Origin of the sequence: Aequorivita vladivostokensis (assembly GCF_000952855.1) — a bacterium.
Classification (GTDB): Bacteria; Bacteroidota; Bacteroidia; order Flavobacteriales; family Flavobacteriaceae; genus Aequorivita; species Aequorivita vladivostokensis.
Genome location: NZ_JSVU01000002.1, coordinates 451,625 through 469,669 on the forward strand (window position 1 = coordinate 451,625; position 18,045 = coordinate 469,669).

16 protein-coding genes and 1 rRNA gene are annotated in these 18,045 nt (G+C 41.3%); 14 read left to right on the forward strand and 3 right to left on the reverse strand.

Annotation, left to right across the window (positions count from 1 at the left end; genetic code table 11):
- Positions 1 to 102: 102 nt before the first annotated feature.
- Both MB09_RS04865 and MB09_RS04870 read right to left on the reverse strand, forming a co-directional pair.
- Positions 103 to 462 carry a hypothetical protein gene (locus MB09_RS04865; protein ID WP_045079744.1) on the reverse strand — a complete coding sequence of 120 codons (360 nt, stop codon included), beginning with the start codon at positions 460 to 462 and terminating at the stop codon, positions 103 to 105.
- A 379-nt stretch (positions 463 to 841) separates the two neighbouring features.
- A complete protein-coding gene (locus tag MB09_RS04870) occupies positions 842 to 1,333 on the reverse strand; it encodes a hypothetical protein (protein ID WP_045079745.1) in 492 nt (163 codons plus the stop codon).
- A 405-nt stretch (positions 1,334 to 1,738) separates the two neighbouring features.
- On the opposite strand from MB09_RS04870, the gene MB09_RS15410 reads away from it, so the two are divergent.
- From MB09_RS15410 to MB09_RS16360, 14 genes are all read left to right on the forward strand, one after another.
- A complete protein-coding gene (locus tag MB09_RS15410; RefSeq protein WP_131459824.1) occupies positions 1,739 to 2,962 on the forward strand; it encodes a cadherin repeat domain-containing protein in 1,224 nt (407 codons plus the stop codon).
- Between the two features lie 121 nt (positions 2,963 to 3,083).
- Positions 3,084 to 4,259, forward strand: a complete 1,176-nt coding sequence (locus MB09_RS04880) for a DUF748 domain-containing protein (RefSeq protein WP_045079746.1) — start codon at positions 3,084 to 3,086, stop codon at positions 4,257 to 4,259.
- A gap of 128 nt (positions 4,260 to 4,387) precedes the next feature.
- Positions 4,388 to 5,062 (forward strand): tRNA (guanosine(37)-N1)-methyltransferase TrmD, encoded by a 675-nt coding sequence (gene trmD / locus MB09_RS04885; RefSeq protein WP_045079747.1) that lies wholly within the window; start codon positions 4,388 to 4,390, stop codon positions 5,060 to 5,062.
- 88 nt (positions 5,063 to 5,150) lie between these two features.
- Positions 5,151 to 5,396 (forward strand): DUF6364 family protein, encoded by a 246-nt coding sequence (locus MB09_RS04890; protein ID WP_045079748.1) that lies wholly within the window; start codon positions 5,151 to 5,153, stop codon positions 5,394 to 5,396.
- A complete protein-coding gene (locus MB09_RS04895; RefSeq protein ID WP_045079749.1) occupies positions 5,393 to 5,806 on the forward strand; it encodes a type II toxin-antitoxin system VapC family toxin in 414 nt (137 codons plus the stop codon). The genes MB09_RS04890 and MB09_RS04895 overlap by 4 nt, the downstream gene beginning before the upstream one ends.
- A gap of 50 nt (positions 5,807 to 5,856) precedes the next feature.
- Positions 5,857 to 7,656, forward strand: a complete 1,800-nt coding sequence (locus tag MB09_RS04900) for a DUF885 domain-containing protein (protein ID WP_045079750.1) — start codon at positions 5,857 to 5,859, stop codon at positions 7,654 to 7,656.
- Positions 7,657 to 7,773: 117 nt separating this feature from the next.
- On the forward strand, positions 7,774 to 8,028 hold the full coding sequence (locus MB09_RS04905; protein WP_045079751.1) for an autorepressor SdpR family transcription factor: 255 nt from the start codon (positions 7,774 to 7,776) through the stop codon (positions 8,026 to 8,028).
- A 5-nt stretch (positions 8,029 to 8,033) separates the two neighbouring features.
- A complete protein-coding gene (locus MB09_RS15715; RefSeq protein ID WP_084709028.1) occupies positions 8,034 to 9,755 on the forward strand; it encodes an alpha/beta fold hydrolase in 1,722 nt (573 codons plus the stop codon).
- 136 nt (positions 9,756 to 9,891) lie between these two features.
- On the forward strand, positions 9,892 to 10,242 hold the full coding sequence (gene rplS, locus MB09_RS04920; RefSeq protein ID WP_045079752.1) for a 50S ribosomal protein L19: 351 nt from the start codon (positions 9,892 to 9,894) through the stop codon (positions 10,240 to 10,242).
- A 748-nt stretch (positions 10,243 to 10,990) separates the two neighbouring features.
- The gene (locus tag MB09_RS04925; protein ID WP_045079797.1) at positions 10,991 to 13,219 is read left to right on the forward strand and encodes an NADP-dependent isocitrate dehydrogenase; all 2,229 of its coding nucleotides are present in this window, start codon (positions 10,991 to 10,993) and stop codon (positions 13,217 to 13,219) included.
- 61 nt (positions 13,220 to 13,280) lie between these two features.
- Positions 13,281 to 15,665 carry a TonB-dependent receptor gene (locus MB09_RS04930; protein ID WP_045079753.1) on the forward strand — a complete coding sequence of 795 codons (2,385 nt, stop codon included), beginning with the start codon at positions 13,281 to 13,283 and terminating at the stop codon, positions 15,663 to 15,665.
- 4 nt (positions 15,666 to 15,669) lie between these two features.
- Positions 15,670 to 16,470: a DUF4249 domain-containing protein gene (locus tag MB09_RS04935; RefSeq protein ID WP_045079754.1), complete on the forward strand. Its 801-nt coding sequence runs from the start codon at positions 15,670 to 15,672 to the stop codon at positions 16,468 to 16,470.
- An 85-nt stretch (positions 16,471 to 16,555) separates the two neighbouring features.
- Entirely contained in the window at positions 16,556 to 17,365 is an 810-nt protein-coding gene (gene murQ, locus MB09_RS04940) for an N-acetylmuramic acid 6-phosphate etherase (RefSeq protein WP_045079755.1), read from the forward strand.
- Between the two features lie 52 nt (positions 17,366 to 17,417).
- Positions 17,418 to 17,642: a DUF6095 family protein gene (locus MB09_RS16360; protein ID WP_045079756.1), complete on the forward strand. Its 225-nt coding sequence runs from the start codon at positions 17,418 to 17,420 to the stop codon at positions 17,640 to 17,642.
- A 192-nt stretch (positions 17,643 to 17,834) separates the two neighbouring features.
- On the opposite strand, the gene rrf is transcribed toward MB09_RS16360, so the two are convergent.
- Positions 17,835 to 17,944 (reverse strand): 5S ribosomal RNA (gene rrf / locus MB09_RS04950).
- Between the last annotated feature and the right edge of the window lie 101 nt (positions 17,945 to 18,045).

The window sequence follows — 18,045 nt, forward strand, 5'->3', positions numbered from 1 at the left end:
TTTTTAAATTGCATATAACATGTTTATATACGCACATTTTTAAAATTATATCGCTGCTATCCCGCACATGTACGCAACTGCAGGCCTACCCAAATATAAAGTTTATTTTCGAACTACCTGCATTAACGTTTCCACCTTAATTTTCAACAGCTTATTCTCCTCCTCCAGCGCGGCAATGCGCTGCTGCAGGGGCCGTGTACTATCTGGGGCGTGGGTGGTAAAGTCTGGCGGCAGCTGGGCGGCAAGGTCCAGAAAGAAGTTGTGCTTCATGACCGTGCAGAGCTGCCACAGCACTTCGGTTTGAAGGGAGGGGCGCTGGGTGAACCGCAATAGGGTAACCCCAGACCGGCCCACGGCCCGTGCCAGCGCTGCCTTGGAGATGCGCTGCGCCTTGATGCGCCGGGCCAGCATCTGGCCCACATGGGGGGCCGTCATTTGGGTACTGAACTTGCTTTTTGCCATAGGTGTCAATTTTTTTTTATTAGTGTAAGAGCTGTTTTATGGGACTGTTTTCCAATTTTTATTAGTGAAAATGATAATTTTAGTAGTGAAAGTGATAGTTGTATTAGTCAAAACGTTAATTTAATTAGTGATAACGGTTATTTTATTAGTAACAAGATTACTATTATTAGTGAAAAAGATAGTTTTATTAGTTAGAATATTATTTTTAATACTGTAAACATCATTTTTAATACTAAATATAATGGTAAAAATAGTTACAATAGCAGTTTTAATAGTGCAATCGCTTATTTTATAGACGTTTTGACTATCACTTCTTAATAGCCTGGACACTAAAAAAACGGTTCCCAAAAGAACCGTTCCTTAGTGCGCCCCCCGTTTGTTACGAGGCGGTTTCCTCGCCATCCACGGGCCTGCCTCCACTTTTTGCAAAGCGGGGCTTTAGCCTGTCAAAGCTGGCCTGCGCGCCGGGCACGCCCGTGCGCGCCATAACCTCCAGCATGCCGTAGGCGCCCGTGGCCATACCATAGGCCTCGTGGCCCGCCAGGCGCTTTACGTCCTCAAGCCGCTGTACCATATCCATCAAGCGGCTTATGATGCTCTCCACCTGTTCAAAAAGCTGCAGATCGTTCGCCAGAAACTCTAGGTTATAGGTGGCGTTTACGGCGGCATTGGGGTTGGTGTTCATCTCGTCCAGCACCTCTTCGGCAAATACCTTGTTGTCCACGCTTATGGCGTTCAGGTTACGGCGTTGCTCGTCGGTGAGCGTGGCATCTGGCAGGGCAGCGGCTGCAGTGTTTAGGGCTTCCATAATTTCAGTAACTGTCAGCGCCTCCAGCGTCTGGTTCAGTAGATTTTGATTTGTGTTGCTCATGACTTTTGTTTTAAAATGAATCGGGAAGCAATTTTTAAAAAAAAATTATACGGGTCAAGAGGAAAAATCCTGATTTTTTAGGGGTAGATCCCCCATTTTATCTGTATATATTTTCCTACAATCCCAAGGGATTCGCTTGGCCAAGTATATTGCGCAGGTTAGTAGATTTACTTATCATTAGTAATATTGTAATTTATTGAAATATAAAAATCCTGTTGCTGTGGTAACAGGATTTTTTATATTTGGAAACTTAACACACTTTCTATAACAATGCGAGTTTTACGAACTAACCGGCTTTCAATTCTGTTTCTTATTTCTACTTTAATTTTTGTTTCGTGTTCAAAAGAAAGCGATGATCCAAACCCTACGGAAATAACTGTATTTACCAGTGATTTTTCAAGAATTATGGATGAAAACCCAACGAATGGGCAAGTTATCGGAAACGTTCAAGGAAGGACAAATCAAGGAACAGTTATTTTTTCAATTACAGAACAAAATCCCGCAGGAGCGTTTTCTATTAATTCTGCTTCGGGAGAACTGAAAGTTGCCGATGCCTCAATTTTCGATTTTGAAACAAATCCAACAATTTCTGGAACGGTAAATATCGCAAATGGAGCGGTTTCTAAAAATGCCTTGGTTACTATTTCTTTGAATGATTTGAATGAAGAGAATATTTTTGAAGGAGATATTCAGTTAAAAACACAAGCCGATGTGGACGCATTTGGATCGCACAATTATAGTGCAATAACAGGACATTTAATAATTGGTTACACTTTTGGGTCTATTTATTCAAACATTACTGACTTATCACCATTAGAAGATTTAACATCTGTGGGCGCAGAAGTTGTTATTTCACATAATGGAGCATTAGAGTCTATTTCAGGGCTTGAAAATCTTTCGGAAATCGGAAATACTTTGAGCATCTTCGACAATCCTGTTTTAATAAACTTAGATGGTTTTCAAAGCATAACAGAAATCAAAAAGGACTTATACATTGGTTATAATGATTTATTGATAAATCTCAATGGGTTACACAATATTACCAAGATTAAGGACAATTTATCTATTGAAAGTTTATTCATTAACAACTTGAATGGCTTACAAAACCTAACAACCGTCGGAAGCCTTTATATTGCATCCAATCCTAATCTGGAAAATATAAATTCTTTATCGGGATTAATTAGTTTGAGGTATTTACTTCTTATAGAATCAAATCCATCATTGGTTAATTTAAATGCTCTTGAAAATATACATTCTACTATAGCTCGTGTAGAAATCTATGAGAACGATTCGTTAGTAAATTTAAATGGTCTTCGAAATATAGGTGCAAATAGATATCTGACAATTTCGGGTAATAAATCCTTAATAGATTTATCAGGATTGCAAAGTGTAACTAATATCATTTCGCGTGTTTTAATCGAAAAAAATGAAAATATTCAAAATTTAAATGGATTGGAAAACCTTCAGGAAGTTGGTTATGAAATGGTAGTTATGCAAAACATTAATCTATCAGATTTTTGTGCAATAACTAATTTATGTGTTTCTGGTAATATTGATAATTTTTACACAGAAACCAATGCCTATAACCCAACAAAACAAGACATTATTGACGGCAATTGCAGTTTATAAAACAATTTTAAAATTTTCAAAAAAAAAAGATTCCTGTAAAAGCAGGAATTTTTTTATGACTTCATTAACTGAAAATCTTCAAGCTTTCAATCAAATTTGTTAAAATAATTGCGTGCAAAATATGTCAGAAACCCAAAAGCGAAGCCGTTTCAAAAAGAAACGATATCTTGTTCCTATTATCATTTTGATCCTGCTCATTGCCTTTCGGCTTTACCTACCCACCTTAGTAAAAAATTACGTAAACAAAGTGCTGGCAGACATTCCCGGCTATTATGGGCAGGTGGAGGATATAGACATTGCGCTAATCCGCGGGGCCTATGTTATCAACGGAATGTACTTGAACAAGGGAACGGCAGAAAGCCAGGTTCCGTTTTTGAATTTTCCCAAAAGCGATATTTCCATCGAGTGGAAATCGCTCATCAAAGGTAAAATCGTAAGCGAAATAATAATGACCAGTCCCGAGGTTATCTACGTTTTTGAGGACCAAAAAGACACTGAAGGCGATGCCGATGTGGACGACTGGACCAAAGCCCTCACAGACCTTGTGCCCATAGACATCAACCATTTTGAAGTACACGATGGCAAAGTAGCGTTTGTGCAACTTTCCGCAGACCCAAACATAGATTTGCAGATTGACAAACTGGAACTCACCGCCGACAACCTGCGCAATGTGGTAGAAAAAGAGCGCATCCTCCCCTCTCCCATTCGCGCCAGTGGCGTTTCCATTGGCAATGGCAAGGTTTCTCTGGAGGGCAATATGAATCTTGTAAAGGAAATCCCCGATATGGACCTTTCCTTCTCCCTCGAAAATGCCGAGGCTACGGCCTTGAACGATTTCACAAATTATTACGCAGGCCTCGATTTTGACCAAGGTACTTTCGGCCTCTACAGCGAGGTTGCAATTGCCGACGGCCATATGATAGGCTATGTAAAACCGCTTTTAACAGACACCAAACTGATTGGGGAGGGCGATGGCTTTTTGGAAGTGCTGTGGGAAGGATTTGTAGGTTTCTTTAAGTTCATCCTAAAAAACCAGGGCACCGATACGCTGGCAACAAAAGTACCCTTCGAGGGCGACCTCAATAATGTGCAGGCGGGCGTGTGGCCCACTGTTTTCAATATTTTTAAGAATGCCTGGATAAAGGCTTTTACCGGTTCGGTAGATGACGATATTAATTTTAAGGATGCATTTCAAGATGAAAACTTAACCCGGGAGCAAAAACGTGAACTTCGGAAAAAGGAAAGGGAACAGCGAAGGAAAGAACGAAAAAAGGAACGCGAAGCAAAAAAAGGGTAAGCCATTAAATTTGAGCGCCACTCTCCTCTTTATTCCTGCAATATCGCCCTCGACAAAATTCCATTTAGGCCTTGGCTTAATTCAATTTGGCGTATTTTTGCCAACCATAAATATAGAATTGCCTTACCATGCGAATTGATATTATAACCGTATTGCCCGAATTGCTGCAAAGTCCCTTTGAAGTTTCAATATTAAAACGCGCCATTGAAAAAGGCCTGGTGGAAGTCCATACCCACAACCTCCGCGATTATGCCACAAACGCCTACAAGCAAATAGACGATTATCAATTTGGCGGCGGCGCGGGAATGGTGATGATGATTGAGCCTATTGATAAATGCATCTCCCAATTAAAGGCCGAACGGAATTATGACGAAATAATCTATATGACGCCCGATGGCAAAACTTTCAATCAGCACACGGCAAACGAGCTTTCGCTGAAGGAAAACCTCATTATTCTCTGTGGGCACTACAAAGGCGTGGACCAGCGCGTGCGCGACCATTTTATAACCCGCGAAATCTCCGTGGGCGATTTTGTGCTGAGCGGTGGCGAACTTGCGGCCGCCCTTGTCTGCGATGCGGTCATCCGTTTGATTCCCGGCGTTTTGGGAAATGAGACCAGCGCGTTGACAGATTCTTTTCAGGACGATTTATTGGCACCCCCCGTTTACACCCGTCCCGCAGAATACAAAGGTTGGACGGTTCCCGAAATCCTCACAAGCGGCAACACCCCAAAAATTGAGGAATGGCGGGAAGAGCAGGCTTATAAACGGACTAAGGAGCGGCGACCGGATTTGTTGGAGTAAATATTTCAAAGCGGGTTTTTCAAAAAAAGAATGGGCAGCTTTAATCTTACGTAACAAATCATTATTTTTACACGTAAAACAATTCGAAATGGACAAAAAGCTCACATTAAGCCTGGACGGAACAGTCATTGAAAGTGCAAAAACCTATGCAAAATTGCACAATACCAGTCTGTCCAAACTTATCGAATCATATTTGGCATCGCTTACAAAAAATAAAAAAAACAAACCCGATATTACGCCTTTGGTAGCAAGCTTAAGCGGTGTAATAGAACTTGAAGAAAATTTTGATGTAAAAGATGCTTACGCGGAATATTTAATCGAAAAATACAAATGAACCGAGTATTAATCGACACCAACATCGTGATAGATTTACTTGCAATGCGAAAAGATTTCTATGAAGAAGCTGCCGATCTGTTTTCGCGTGCGGACAAAAAAGAACTTGTTTTGGCAATTTCAGCTCTAACGTTTGCAAACACCAATTACATCCTCACTAAACTGAAATCAACAAAAGAAGCACGGGAAATACTGCGGAAATTTAAACTTCTCGTTGAAATAGTAAGCCTGGATGAGAAAATAACCCAGCTGGCTTTGAGCGATGATGATTTTCCAGATTTTGAAGACGGATTACAGTATTATTCGGCTATGGAAAATCAAATTGACATCATTATAACACGAAATAAAAAAGATTTTAAAAACTCGAAAATTCCAGTTTTAACAGCAAAAGAGTTTATGGCAAAGAAATAGTATTTTGCGGTTATCAACAATCAACCACAATCAAACAAAATCAACACAAAATGAAAACCACACAAATCATAACACTACTCCTCGCCGTAGTCATTTTCACCGCCTGCAAAAACGAGTCAAAAGAAAAAGAAAGCACAAAAACCGAAAATAAAGTGAGTTCAAATTTCAACAATATGCTCGACAATTACTACGAGGAAGGTTTAAAACTTAATCCACTGAACGCTACATTTTCGGGTGATTCACGCTTCAACGACAGTTTCCCAAACTTCCTTTCAGACGAATATATTGCTGAGCTGAAAAACTATTACACAAAATACAAAGAAGAAGCCTCCACCTTTGAGGATGCTGATTTAAGCGAAACCGAAAGGATGAGCAAGGACATTCTGCTGTGGGAATGCAACATAAACCTGGAGGCGCTTACTTTCAAAAACGGCATCTATTTTCCCATAGACCAAATGTGGTCCGTAAACTTGTTGATGGGCCAATTGGCAAGCGGCAGCAGCGCGCAACCCTTCAAAACGGTGGAGGATTACAACAATTGGCTAAAACGCGTTGATGGATTTGTAGTCTGGCTAAATTCCGCGGAAAGCCGAATGAAGGAAGGCATGGCGGCCGGATACGTGCTTCCAAAATCGCTGATCGCAAAAGTAGTTCCGCAGTTAAAGGCGATGACCGAGCCCAATGTGGGAAAGAACCTATTCTATTCCCCCGTAAAAAATTTCCCTGAAAACTTTTCCGAAGAAGACAAAAAACAGCTTACCGAAGCCTATTCCAAAATGATTTCCGAAAAAATTGTTCCCGCTTACCAAAGCCTTCACGATTTTATGGCCGGCGACTATTCAAAAGCAGGAAGAACCACTACCGGAATTGCAGATACGCCCAATGGCGAAGCGTTTTACAAGCACCAAATAAAAAAATACACCACCACGGAAATGACCGCCGATGAAATCCACCAACTGGGTTTAAGCGAAGTCGCTCGTATCTCTTCAGAAATGGAAAAAGTGAAGCAACAGATCGGGTTTAAGGGCGATCTGAAGGCATTCTTCAATTTCGTGCGGACTAATAAAGAGCTAATGCCCTATACCGAACCGCAGCAAATCATTGATCATTTTTACACTATATACGACACGATGAAGCCGAAGCTGGAAGTGCTTTTCGACAAAAAACCGAAAACCCCTTTTGAAGTAAAACAAACTGAAAAGTTCCGTGAAAATTCCGCAAGTGCCGAATATAATCCCGGTTCTTTGGACGGCACGCGACCCGGTATTTTTTATGTTCCCATCCTCAACGCTTCGGAATATAATATTTACAGCGACGAGTCGCTCTTTTTGCACGAAGCCATTCCCGGGCACCATTACCAGATTTCGCTGACCCAGGAAAATGATGAACTGCCAATGTTCCGAAAAACCCTTTTCTACAGCGGTTATGGCGAAGGTTGGGCGCTTTACAGCGAATCGCTCGGAAAGGAACTGGGGCTTTACACAGACCCGTACCAATATTTCGGAATGCTGGGCGCCGAAATGCACCGCGCCGTGCGCTTGGTAGTGGATACCGGAATGCACGCCAAAGGCTGGACGCGCGAGCAGGCCATTCAATATTGTTTGGAAAACGAAGCCGAACCCGAAGCTGGAATCATTTCAGAAATAGAGCGCTATATGGCCAATCCCGGACAGGCCTTGGCCTATAAAATTGGGCAATTAACGATTTTGGAACTTCGTCATAAAGCCGAAAAGGAATTGGGCGACAAATTCCAAATCGGCGAATTCCACAACCAAGTTTTGGAAACGGGTTGTGTGCCGTTAAAGTTGCTTGAAAATAAGATTGACAAATGGATTGCTGATACAAAATAAATAAGCAAATCAGCATAATATTGTAGGCGCGCGATTTATCACGCGCCTTTTTTCATTTAAAAAAAATTGCAGATTATAATTATTATTTAGATATTTGTCTAAATACCTAAACAGATTGTGAAAGATATTTTCAAAGCTTTAAATGACGAAACCCGAAGGGAAATACTGGAACTATTGAAAAAAGAGGATTTAACAGCGGGCGAAATTGCGGACAATTTTAATATATCCAAACCCAGTATTTCGCACCATTTGGACATTCTGCAGCGTGCAGATTTAATAACCGGAGAAAAAAAGGGACAGTTCATCCACTATTCCATAAACACCACAATTCTCGACGATGTTTTTACTTGGCTACTAACCCTCAAAAAATAGAAATTATGCAATTCAATTTTAAAAAAGAAATCCCTTTGATCTTGATAACCGTAATTCCGGCTATTTTTCTATGGTACGTTTGGAATTCCCTGCCCCCGGAAGTTCCCCTTCATTGGAACATAAGCGGCGAAGTGGACCGTTACGGAAGCAAAAATGAACTTATCTGGTTAACCACTCTCGTCCCAATATTTTTGTACGTGCTGTTCTTGCTGGTTCCGCTTATTGACCCTAAGAAAAAAATAGCCGCGATGGGCGGTAAATTTTATACTATCCGGTTCTATTTGACGCTTTTCCTTTCGGTTCTTTTCACGTTTATAATCTATTCGGTAAAAGAACAGACGTTGACCAATCCAAATTATCTTTTTATAATTATAGGTGTCTTTTATGTTGTTTTGGGCAATTACTTCAAAACCATCAAACCCAATTACTTTATTGGCATCCGAACCCCTTGGGCATTGGAGAACGAAACTATTTGGAAAAGCACGCACAGACTTGCCGGTAAATTATGGGTAGCAGGGGGATTGCTGATAATAATCACCTGCTTTCTCTTCAAACAGCATACTGCTCTTACCCTGTTTTTAATAATTACGGCCATAATTACCATAATTCCCGTGGCGCATTCCTATTTGCAATTCAAAAAAATAACTACAGTATTAATATTGCTTTTAACGTCCACAAGTTTTTTTGCCCAAGACAATCTCAACCGTCCACAGACCCCACAAGCTCCGTTTTCATATAATATAGAAGAAGTATCCTTTCAAAATATGCAGGACAGTATTACATTGAAGGGAACTTTTACCTACCCTAAAACCGGAGGGAATTTTACAACGGCAATCCTAATTTCAGGTAGCGGTCCCCAAAATAGAAACTCGGAAATTTTGGGACATAAATCTTTTTGGGTCCTGGCAGATTATCTCGCCAGCCACGGGATAGCAGTGCTTCGCTATGACGATAGAGGCGTTGGTGAATCTACGGGTGATTTTTCAAAAGCAACATCTGTAGATTTTGCTGAAGATGTGGTAGCGGCAATTACTTACTTGGAAGGCAGAAAAGAAATCGATCCGAAAAAAATAGGCCTGATTGGCCATAGCGAGGGTGGAGTCATTGCTCCAATGGTGGCTTCAGAAAATAAAAACGTAGCCTTTATTGTCTCCATGGCCGGTGTTATGATTCCCGGCAGTGAACTTTTGCTTCTTCAAAAGCAACTTCAACTGCGATCCATGGGTTCTTCCGATTCGTTTATTTCAAAAGAAATTGAATTTGATAAGGGAATAATGAGCACGGTCACTACCTCCCCGGTTGATTCCTTAAAATACAACCTGGAAAAATATACAAGTGACTTTTTTAAAGAACACCCAAATTTTCCCTCTGAACACGGAATGACAGAGGCGTATTACAAAACGTTGATAGTAGAATCCTATTCCAGCCCCTGGCTCAGTAATTTCATAAGATACGATCCCATAAACGCTCTTGAAAATGTTGACTGTCCCTTTTTGGCTTTAAATGGCGAAAAGGATTTACAGGTTCCGGCCAAAGAAAATTTAGGGGTACTGTTGCGTATTTCTGAAGCCGATACTACCAAAAAAATTACCTTAAAATCCTATCCGGGGATAAACCATTTGTTCCAAGAATGTGAAACGGGATCAGTGATGGAATATGCGCAAATTGAGCAAACGCTTTCGCCCCAAGTGCTCAAAGATATCACAGAATGGATAAACAACCTCTGATTCATCCTATCATTGCCAACAATTAAAAATTTTTCTTGCGCAATCATATAAATTCATTACTTTTGCACCCACTTAATCCAACCTCTGGCGAGAACCGCGAACGTTGTTTTAAATCAAACTTTATCAAATTAACAAAATGGAAGAGTTAATTAAATTTGTACAAGACGAATTTGTTACAAAAAAAGAATTCCCTGAATTCGGAGCTGGTGATACTATTACAGTTTATTACGAAATCCGTGAAGGTGAAAAAACAAGAACCCAGTTCTTTAGAGGTGTTGTAATTCAAGTTAAGGGATCGGGAGTGACCAAAACTTTTACAATCCGCAAAATGAGCGGTACCATTGGTGTGGAACGTATTTTTCCACTTAATATGCCAGCCCTTCAAAAAATTGAGATCAACAAAAAAGGAAGCGTGCGCAGAGCCCGTATCTACTACTTTAGAGGTCTTACCGGGAAGAAAGCCCGTATCAAAGAAAAACGTTCATAGTTCATTCTTTGTTGAAAACCTTCAGAGGCCCTGTTTTTACAGGGCTTTTTTTATGAACATTTGTTGATAAGCCATGTTCGTAACCCGTGGATTTTTAATGTGTTACAAATTGTTGCATATCAAGATTTCCGTTCTATATTAGCAATATCAAAACGGCCTAACAGCCACATTGATAAAATAAAGTAACGTTCTTTTACACTATTTTTTTCCAAATTGCTGACGAAGCTAACGCTCTCACGACTGTTAGTTTCCAGATTTTGAAAAAATAAAAAGAAACACTTTACAAGCTTTTTTTGATTGTTTGAGATACTCACGATCTTTAGATTATTAGTATTGAGATCAGAAAAAGTTTTTGGGTCAGTTTTTTGAAAATGGCATCGACCTCACGGAAGATGCAAATTACAAAACCTTGAACCCGTGTAAGTAAACCACAACCGCAAGTTTATAATAACCTTGCTTTGATCCCGATTCTGTCGGGATGGTTGGTAAAAGTTTACTTTACAAGGAGCCATATCAGCAGTATTTATACTATGATATGGCTTTTCTTGTTTTAGGTACTTTTCAGTCGATGAGTTGAGAGGGTGAGAAGTTTAGAGTTGAAATATTGACTTATTTTTTTAATTTCCCTCAACTCCTCAACCCCTCAACTTTTAAACTCCTAAACTTATAAACTCCTTTCAAAAGCCCCTCCAAATCGCTATATTTGCATTCCTTAAATTTCAAATATTCCATTCAAAAAGACACTTCAATGACAAAATCTTCCAAAATTATATATACCAAAACCGATGAGGCACCGGCTTTGGCAACCCATTCTTTTTTACCTATTGTCCAAGCATTTACTTCCCCCGCAAACATAGAGCTCGAAAGTCGCGATATTTCGCTGGCGGCAAGAATCTTGGCGGTCTTTCCTGAATTTCTCACGGAAGAGCAGCGCGTGAATGATGATTTGGCAGAGTTGGGTGAATTGGCAAAAACCCCGGAGGCAAACATCATAAAGCTTCCAAATATTAGTGCCTCCCTTCCGCAGCTAAATGAAGCTATCGAGGAACTTCAAAAGAAAGGATTCAAGATTCCAGATTATCCCGATACCGCTACTACTTCCGAAGAAAAAGAAATTAAAGCCAAATATGACAAAGTAAAAGGAAGTGCAGTAAACCCAGTGCTCCGCGAAGGAAATAGCGACCGCCGCGCCCCGAAGGCCGTAAAAAACTACGCGAAAAAGCATCCGCACAGTATGGGCGCCTGGAGCAGCAATAGCAAAAGCCACGTAGCCACGATGCAGCACGGCGATTTCTTCCACAATGAAAAATCATTGACTTTGGCAACCGATGATACCTTGAGTATTGTTTTGGTGGGAAATGATGGCAATAAAACCGTTCTAAAAGATAACCTAAAAGTTTTAAAAGGCGAAATCATCGACGCTACGGTAATGAGCAAAAAAGCCTTGGTTTCTTTTTTGGAGGAACAGGTTAAAGATGCGAAAGAAAAGAAGGTTTTATTTTCGGTCCACCTGAAGGCAACAATGATGAAAGTGAGCGACCCGATTATTTTTGGGTATGCCGTAAAGGTTTATTTTGAGGATTTATTCAAAAAATATGCAGATACCTTTAAAAAATTAGGAGTAGATGCCAACAATGGACTGGGCGATTTGGAAAACAAACTTTCCGAATTGAACGAATATGAAAGGGATGCTATTCTGCAGGACATTAAAAAGATAATGGATGAAAACCCAGATTTGGCAATGGTTAACAGCGACAAGGGCATCACCAACCTGCACGTGCCAAGCGATGTAATTATCGATGCCTCCATGCCGGCAATGATTCGCAATTCGGGCCAAATGTGGGGACCCGATGGGAAACCCCACGATACCAAAGCCGTAATCCCAGATAGCAGTTACGCTGGCGTTTACGAAACCACAATCGAATTCTGCAAAAAGCACGGCGCCTTTGATCCAACCACAATGGGCACGGTCCCAAACGTAGGCTTAATGGCCCAAAAAGCAGAGGAATACGGTAGCCATGACAAGACTTTTGAAATTTCTAAGGATGGAAAAGTTCAGGTTTTGGATGCTTCCGGAAAAGTGATTATCGAGCACACGGTTGAAAAAGGAGATATTTGGAGAATGTGCCAAGTAAAGGATTTACCTGTTCAGGATTGGGTAAAGCTTGCCGTTGAGCGTGCCCGCGCAACTGGAAACCCGGCCGTTTTCTGGTTGGATGAAAACCGCGCCCACGATGCCGAGCTCATTAAAAAAGTAAACAAATATCTACCCGAACACAATACCGAGGGTCTTGAAATAAAAATTCTTTCACCAGAAAAAGCTACTGAATATACCTTGGAACGCGTAAAAGCCGGAAAAGATACTATTTCGGTTACGGGAAATGTGCTTCGCGATTATTTAACTGACCTCTTCCCTATCCTTGAATTGGGCACGAGTGCAAAAATGCTTTCCATCGTTCCTTTGATGAACGGCGGCGGGCTTTTTGAAACAGGTGCCGGAGGTTCCGCCCCTAAGCACGTTGAGCAGTTTTTGGAAGAAAACCACCTGCGTTGGGATTCCTTGGGCGAATTTTTGGCATTGGCAGTTTCCTTGGAACATTTGGGTTCGAAATATGACAATCCAAAAGCAATTGTTTTGGCAGATGCTTTGGACGAAGCCACAGAGAAGTATTTGGAAAACAGCAAATCCCCGTCCCGAAAGGTAAACGAACTGGACAATCGCGGTAGCCATTTCTATTTGGCCATGTATTGGGCGGAAGCACTTTCAAAACAGGATAAAGACTCAGAATTGAAAAATATCTTCACGCCAATTGCCAAGGCCTTGAAAGAAAACGAAGCCAGAATAAATGATGAATTGATAGCGGCGCAAGGCCATCCCGTAAACATAGGCGGCTATTACGAGCCTACGGAAAAACTGGTTTATGAGGCAATGAGACCCAGCACCACTTTTAATAAAATACTGGTAGAACTAAAATAAAAATCAAACCGTTTTATAGACCTTCAGCTTTGCTGGAGGTTTTTTTTACCCCATCCCAAATATGCAGCTGAAAAACATATTTACCTTTCTCATAATCTTCGGTCTTACTTATTTGGTGGATAGCACGGGACTCTTCGCGCAGGAAAAATTCACACTTAGCGGTACCATTTCCGAAGAAGATACCGGGGAAACCCTTATTGGCGTAAACGTTATTGTTCCTTCCCTTCAAACGGGCACGGTTACAAACCAGTATGGTTATTACTCCATTACACTTCCGAAAGGCGAATATGAAATTGTGTACAGCAGCATCGGTTTTGCGCCTCAAAAAGTACGGATTTCCCTTTCCGGAAATGTTAAAAAAGATTTGTCCTTAACAACGGATACCGAAAGTCTTGACGAGGTTGTAATTGAAGCAAATAACGAAAGATTGAACATTCGCAGCTCGCAGATGAGCACCAATACCCTTTCCACGACCACCATTAAAAAAATTCCTGTGGTTTTGGGCGAAGTTGACGTTATCAAAGCGATAACGTTGCTTCCCGGAGTTACGAGTGCGGGCGAGGGCGCCAGCGGTTTCAACGTTCGCGGCGGGGCGGCAGACCAAAATTTGATTCTTTTGGATGAAGCCACGCTTTATAATTCTTCGCATTTGTTCGGGTTCTTTTCGGTTTTTAATCCCGATGCCATTAAGGACTTGACGCTTTACAAAGGAGGCATTCCCGCACGTTACGGCGGACGCATTTCCTCGGTTTTGGATATTTATCAAAAAGATGGCAACAAGCGGGAATATCACGCCAGCGGAGGCATTGGTTTGGTTGCCAGCCGATTGCTCTTGGAAGGGCCAATAAAGAAAGACCAAGCCTCGTTTTTGATTGGGGGAAGAAGCAGCTATGCCCACCTGTTCCTACCTTTGTTTGACAATGACAACATTGCCTATTTTTATGATTTGAACGCCAAACTTAGTTACAATCTCAACGATAACAACCGCCTTTATTTGTCCGGTTACTTCGGAAGGGATGTTTTTGAAATATCGGACAGTTTTGCGAATAGCTTCGGAAATACAACATTGAACCTTCGCTGGAACCATCTTTTTTCAGATAAACTGTTTTCGAACCTATCTCTGATATATTCAGATTATTATTACGGTTTGGAACTGAAATTTGTAGAGTTTGATTTTGACAGCGGCATCCGGAATTTCAATTTGAAATACGATTTCACCCACTACATTTCAAACAATATAGATTTGCGCTATGGCATCAACAGCATTTATTACAAATTCAATCCGGGCGATGTAACGCCAACTACGGAAGATTCGGGGATAAATCCTTTTAAACTTACCGATAAGTACGCTTGGGAAAACGCAGCTTATGTTGATGCCGAAATAGATATTTCAGATAACATTTCGGTACAGGCCGGACTTCGTCTGTCCACTTTTAACCGTTTGGGACAGGATGAACTATTTCTCTATGAAAATGATAATCCTATAATTTATAATGAAAGCTTGGATATTTATCAGAAAGCGACCCCAATCGATACCGTTTCTTTCAGCAGAAGCGAGACCATAAAATCGTTCGCCAATCTGGAGCCGCGTTTTGCCATTTCCTATTTGCTGAATGACGACTCCTCCATCAAAGCCAGCTACAACCGAATGGCGCAGTACATTCACTTAATCAGTAACACCACTTCGCCTACGCCATTTGACATTTATGCGCCCAGCGGAAAATACATTGAGCCACAATTGGCAGACCAAGTGGCATTTGGGTATTTCAGAAATTTCAAAAATTATTCCCTCGAAGTGGAAACCTTTTACAAAGAAGTTAAAAACCGACTGGATTACGTAGATGATGCAGATTTAATTGCCAACAATGCAGTGGAACAAATTCTCTTAAACGGGGAGGCAAGAGCCTACGGGCTTGAGCTGCTTTTCAAAAAAACAACGGGCAAATTACAGGGCTGGCTTGCCTATACCCTTTCAAAAAGTGAGCAACGAACACCCGGAAGAACGCCTGCCGAAAGTGGAATCAACAATGGCGAATGGTACAACTCGCCTTCGGACAAAACGCACGATATTTCAGTAACGGGCCAATACGAGCTTTCAAAAAAATGGTCCTTTGGCGCCAATTTTATATTTCAAACTGGCATACCCACAACTTATCCCGAAGGGCAGTATCAGTACAATGGCGTGATCGTGCCGGTTTACGAAGCACGGAACAGCAGCCGACTTTCCTCCTTTAACCGATTGGATTTTTCTGCCACTTGGACGCCGAAACCCGAAAGTACGAAACGATGGAAAGGCGAATGGGTTTTTAGTATCTATAACGTTTACAACCGTAAAAATGCGGCTTCCATTAGCTTCAGGGAAAATACGGACATTCGGCAGACTGAAGCAGTGCGGTTGTCAATATTTGGGATAATCCCTTCGGTAACTTACAATTTTAAATTTTAAACGTATGAAGAAGTTATTTTTATTGGTGATTTTCTTCGGAATTTTTTCTTCCTGTGAAGATGTCATAGATGTGGAACTCAACGACGCGCCGCCGCGGCTGGTAGTAGAGGCCAACCTGAACCGTTGGCAAAATGGTAACGCCAGTTCAGCAGTTAGGTTGACCACCACGGCTCCGTTTTTTGATAACAACGTGCCGTTTGTTACTGATGCCGAAATAACCATTACCGATGAAAACGGCGAGGTTTATCCGTTCATTTATACCCAAAATGGCGTTTACAGAGCCGATTTGACACCGCGGTTAAACACAGAATACACATTGCGGATAATTTACCAAAATGAAACCTATACGGCTACCGAAACCCTTTATACAGTTGCGCCATTGGAATTTGTTGAGCAAAGGGATGATGGTGGCTTTACGGGAGAGGATATTGAATTGAAAGCATTTTTTACGGATCCGCCGGGCCAGCGAAATTTCTACTTGTTTGAGGGACTGTCAGAAAGAGGAGATGTGCTCGATGTTTACAATGATGAATTTTTTGACGGAAACACTATTTTTGGATATTATTTAGTGGAAGACTTGGCGCCGGGAGACGAGGTGCAATTCAACATTTACGGCGTTAGTGAAGCATATTACAATTTTATGTTTATTCTTTTGCAGCAAACCAGCGACCAAGGCGGAGGTCCGTTTGAAACGCAGCCCGCAACGGTCCGTGGAAATATTGTAAATGAAACGAGCCCGGATAATTTCCCGTTGGGATATTTTAGGGTTTCAGAAGTTTCAACACTTCATTATACGGTGCAATAAAATATCATAACTTAGCGTACAGGCGGAAGAATGTGCGTCTCAATAACGTAAAGGCGCAGAGCCGTGCGTCTCCATAATAAAAAAGATGACTTTTAAAAAAACAACAGAAGCCGATTCCAACTACAATCATTTGGAAAAAATGAGCGTTTCCGAATTACTTCAAAACATCAACAAAGAAGACAAGACCGTTGCATTTTCTGTTGAAAAAGCACTGCCTCAGATTGAAAAACTTACCGAAAAAGTAGTTGAAAAATTAAAGGCCGGCGGGAGATTGTTTTACATCGGCGCAGGCACCAGCGGCCGCTTGGGAATTGTTGATGCCAGTGAATGTCCGCCAACTTTCGGCGTACCGCACGATTTGGTTATCGGTTTGATAGCCGGCGGCGATTCCGCAATCCGAAAAGCCGTAGAATTCGCTGAAGATTCCGAAAACCAGGGTTGGGAAGATCTTCAAAAGGAAAATATTTCAGAAAAAGATATTGTAATTGGTATTGCGGCTTCCGGTACTACGCCCTACGTAATTGGCGCGTTGAAGAAATGCAATGAGAAAAACATTCCAACGGGCTGTATTACTTGTAATGAAGACAGTCCATTGGCAAATACCGCAGTATTTCCAGTGGTTGTAACCGTTGGACCCGAGTTTGTTACCGGAAGCTCCCGAATGAAGGCGGGGACCGCACAAAAATTAGTCCTCAATATGATTTCAACTACTGCGATGGTTCAATTGGGAAGGGTTAAAGGAAACAAAATGGTGGACATGCAATTGAGCAACAACAAGCTCGTGGACCGTGGCGTACGGATGATTATGGAAGAATTAAAGGTTTCTGAGGGAGAGGCACAGGCCTTATTGAAAAAATACAAATCCGTTCGAAACGCCATCACTCGCAACACATAACACATAACCCTTAACCCTTAACGCTTAACGCTTAACACTTAACACATAAAAAATGGGTAAAGAGCACACAGATTTCGACTTATTAAAAAAAGGTTTAAAATTCTTGGCCTTTGCCTTGCCGTTACTTTTTTTGAGCCCTTATTTACTTACATTATCCTTTTTGAACAAAGAAACATTTATGTTTTTCGTGTTTCTTTTCTTTGGAATAATTGCCGGTGCAGGCGCTATTTATCTTTGTTTTAAAGGGATAAATACCATTCTAAAGTCGATTTTCTAATCTATATTTTCTGAAAATAGCATTTTACCAAATTCGGGTATAAGAATCCAATTCCTTCATTTTCTTCAAAAAAAACCTCCACCAAATAAATGGTGAAGGTCTTAAAGGCGTCTTTAGAGGTAAAAACGGCAGTGGGAGAGAATTCAATCTATCCCAAAAAAAAAGACCCGATCGCAAGATCGGGTCTTTAAAGGAAGGCGGCGACCTACTCTCCCACAGGATTGCAGTACCATCGGCGCAAACGGGCTTAACTTCTCTGTTCGGAATGGTAAGAGGTGAGCCCCGTCGCTATAACCACCTTAATTTTTCAATTCCCGCGAAGGCGGGAATCTCTGTTGAGTATCCGTAGCCTAAGCTGGGAAAAGATCCCCGCACCCGCGGGGATTAATATCGTGACATAAGG

Bases quoted from the DNA above. Each gene is read 5' to 3' on its own strand.
- MB09_RS04865 (WP_045079744.1), bottom strand. From the start codon at position 462: ATGGCAAAAAGCAAGTTCAGTACCCAAATGACGGCCCCCCATGTGGGC.
- MB09_RS04870 (WP_045079745.1), bottom strand. From the start codon at position 1,333: ATGAGCAACACAAATCAAAATCTACTGAACCAGACGCTGGAGGCGCTG.
- MB09_RS15410 (WP_131459824.1), top strand. From the start codon at position 1,739: ATGGATGAAAACCCAACGAATGGGCAAGTTATCGGAAACGTTCAAGGA.
- MB09_RS04880 (WP_045079746.1), top strand. From the start codon at position 3,084: ATGTCAGAAACCCAAAAGCGAAGCCGTTTCAAAAAGAAACGATATCTT.
- trmD (WP_045079747.1), top strand. From the start codon at position 4,388: ATGCGAATTGATATTATAACCGTATTGCCCGAATTGCTGCAAAGTCCC.
- MB09_RS04890 (WP_045079748.1), top strand. From the start codon at position 5,151: ATGGACAAAAAGCTCACATTAAGCCTGGACGGAACAGTCATTGAAAGT.
- MB09_RS04895 (WP_045079749.1), top strand. From the start codon at position 5,393: ATGAACCGAGTATTAATCGACACCAACATCGTGATAGATTTACTTGCA.
- MB09_RS04900 (WP_045079750.1), top strand. From the start codon at position 5,857: ATGAAAACCACACAAATCATAACACTACTCCTCGCCGTAGTCATTTTC.
- MB09_RS15715 (WP_084709028.1), top strand. From the start codon at position 8,034: ATGCAATTCAATTTTAAAAAAGAAATCCCTTTGATCTTGATAACCGTA.
- rplS (WP_045079752.1), top strand. From the start codon at position 9,892: ATGGAAGAGTTAATTAAATTTGTACAAGACGAATTTGTTACAAAAAAA.
- MB09_RS04925 (WP_045079797.1), top strand. From the start codon at position 10,991: ATGACAAAATCTTCCAAAATTATATATACCAAAACCGATGAGGCACCG.
- MB09_RS04930 (WP_045079753.1), top strand. From the start codon at position 13,281: ATGCAGCTGAAAAACATATTTACCTTTCTCATAATCTTCGGTCTTACT.
- MB09_RS04935 (WP_045079754.1), top strand. From the start codon at position 15,670: ATGAAGAAGTTATTTTTATTGGTGATTTTCTTCGGAATTTTTTCTTCC.
- murQ (WP_045079755.1), top strand. From the start codon at position 16,556: ATGACTTTTAAAAAAACAACAGAAGCCGATTCCAACTACAATCATTTG.
- MB09_RS16360 (WP_045079756.1), top strand. From the start codon at position 17,418: ATGGGTAAAGAGCACACAGATTTCGACTTATTAAAAAAAGGTTTAAAA.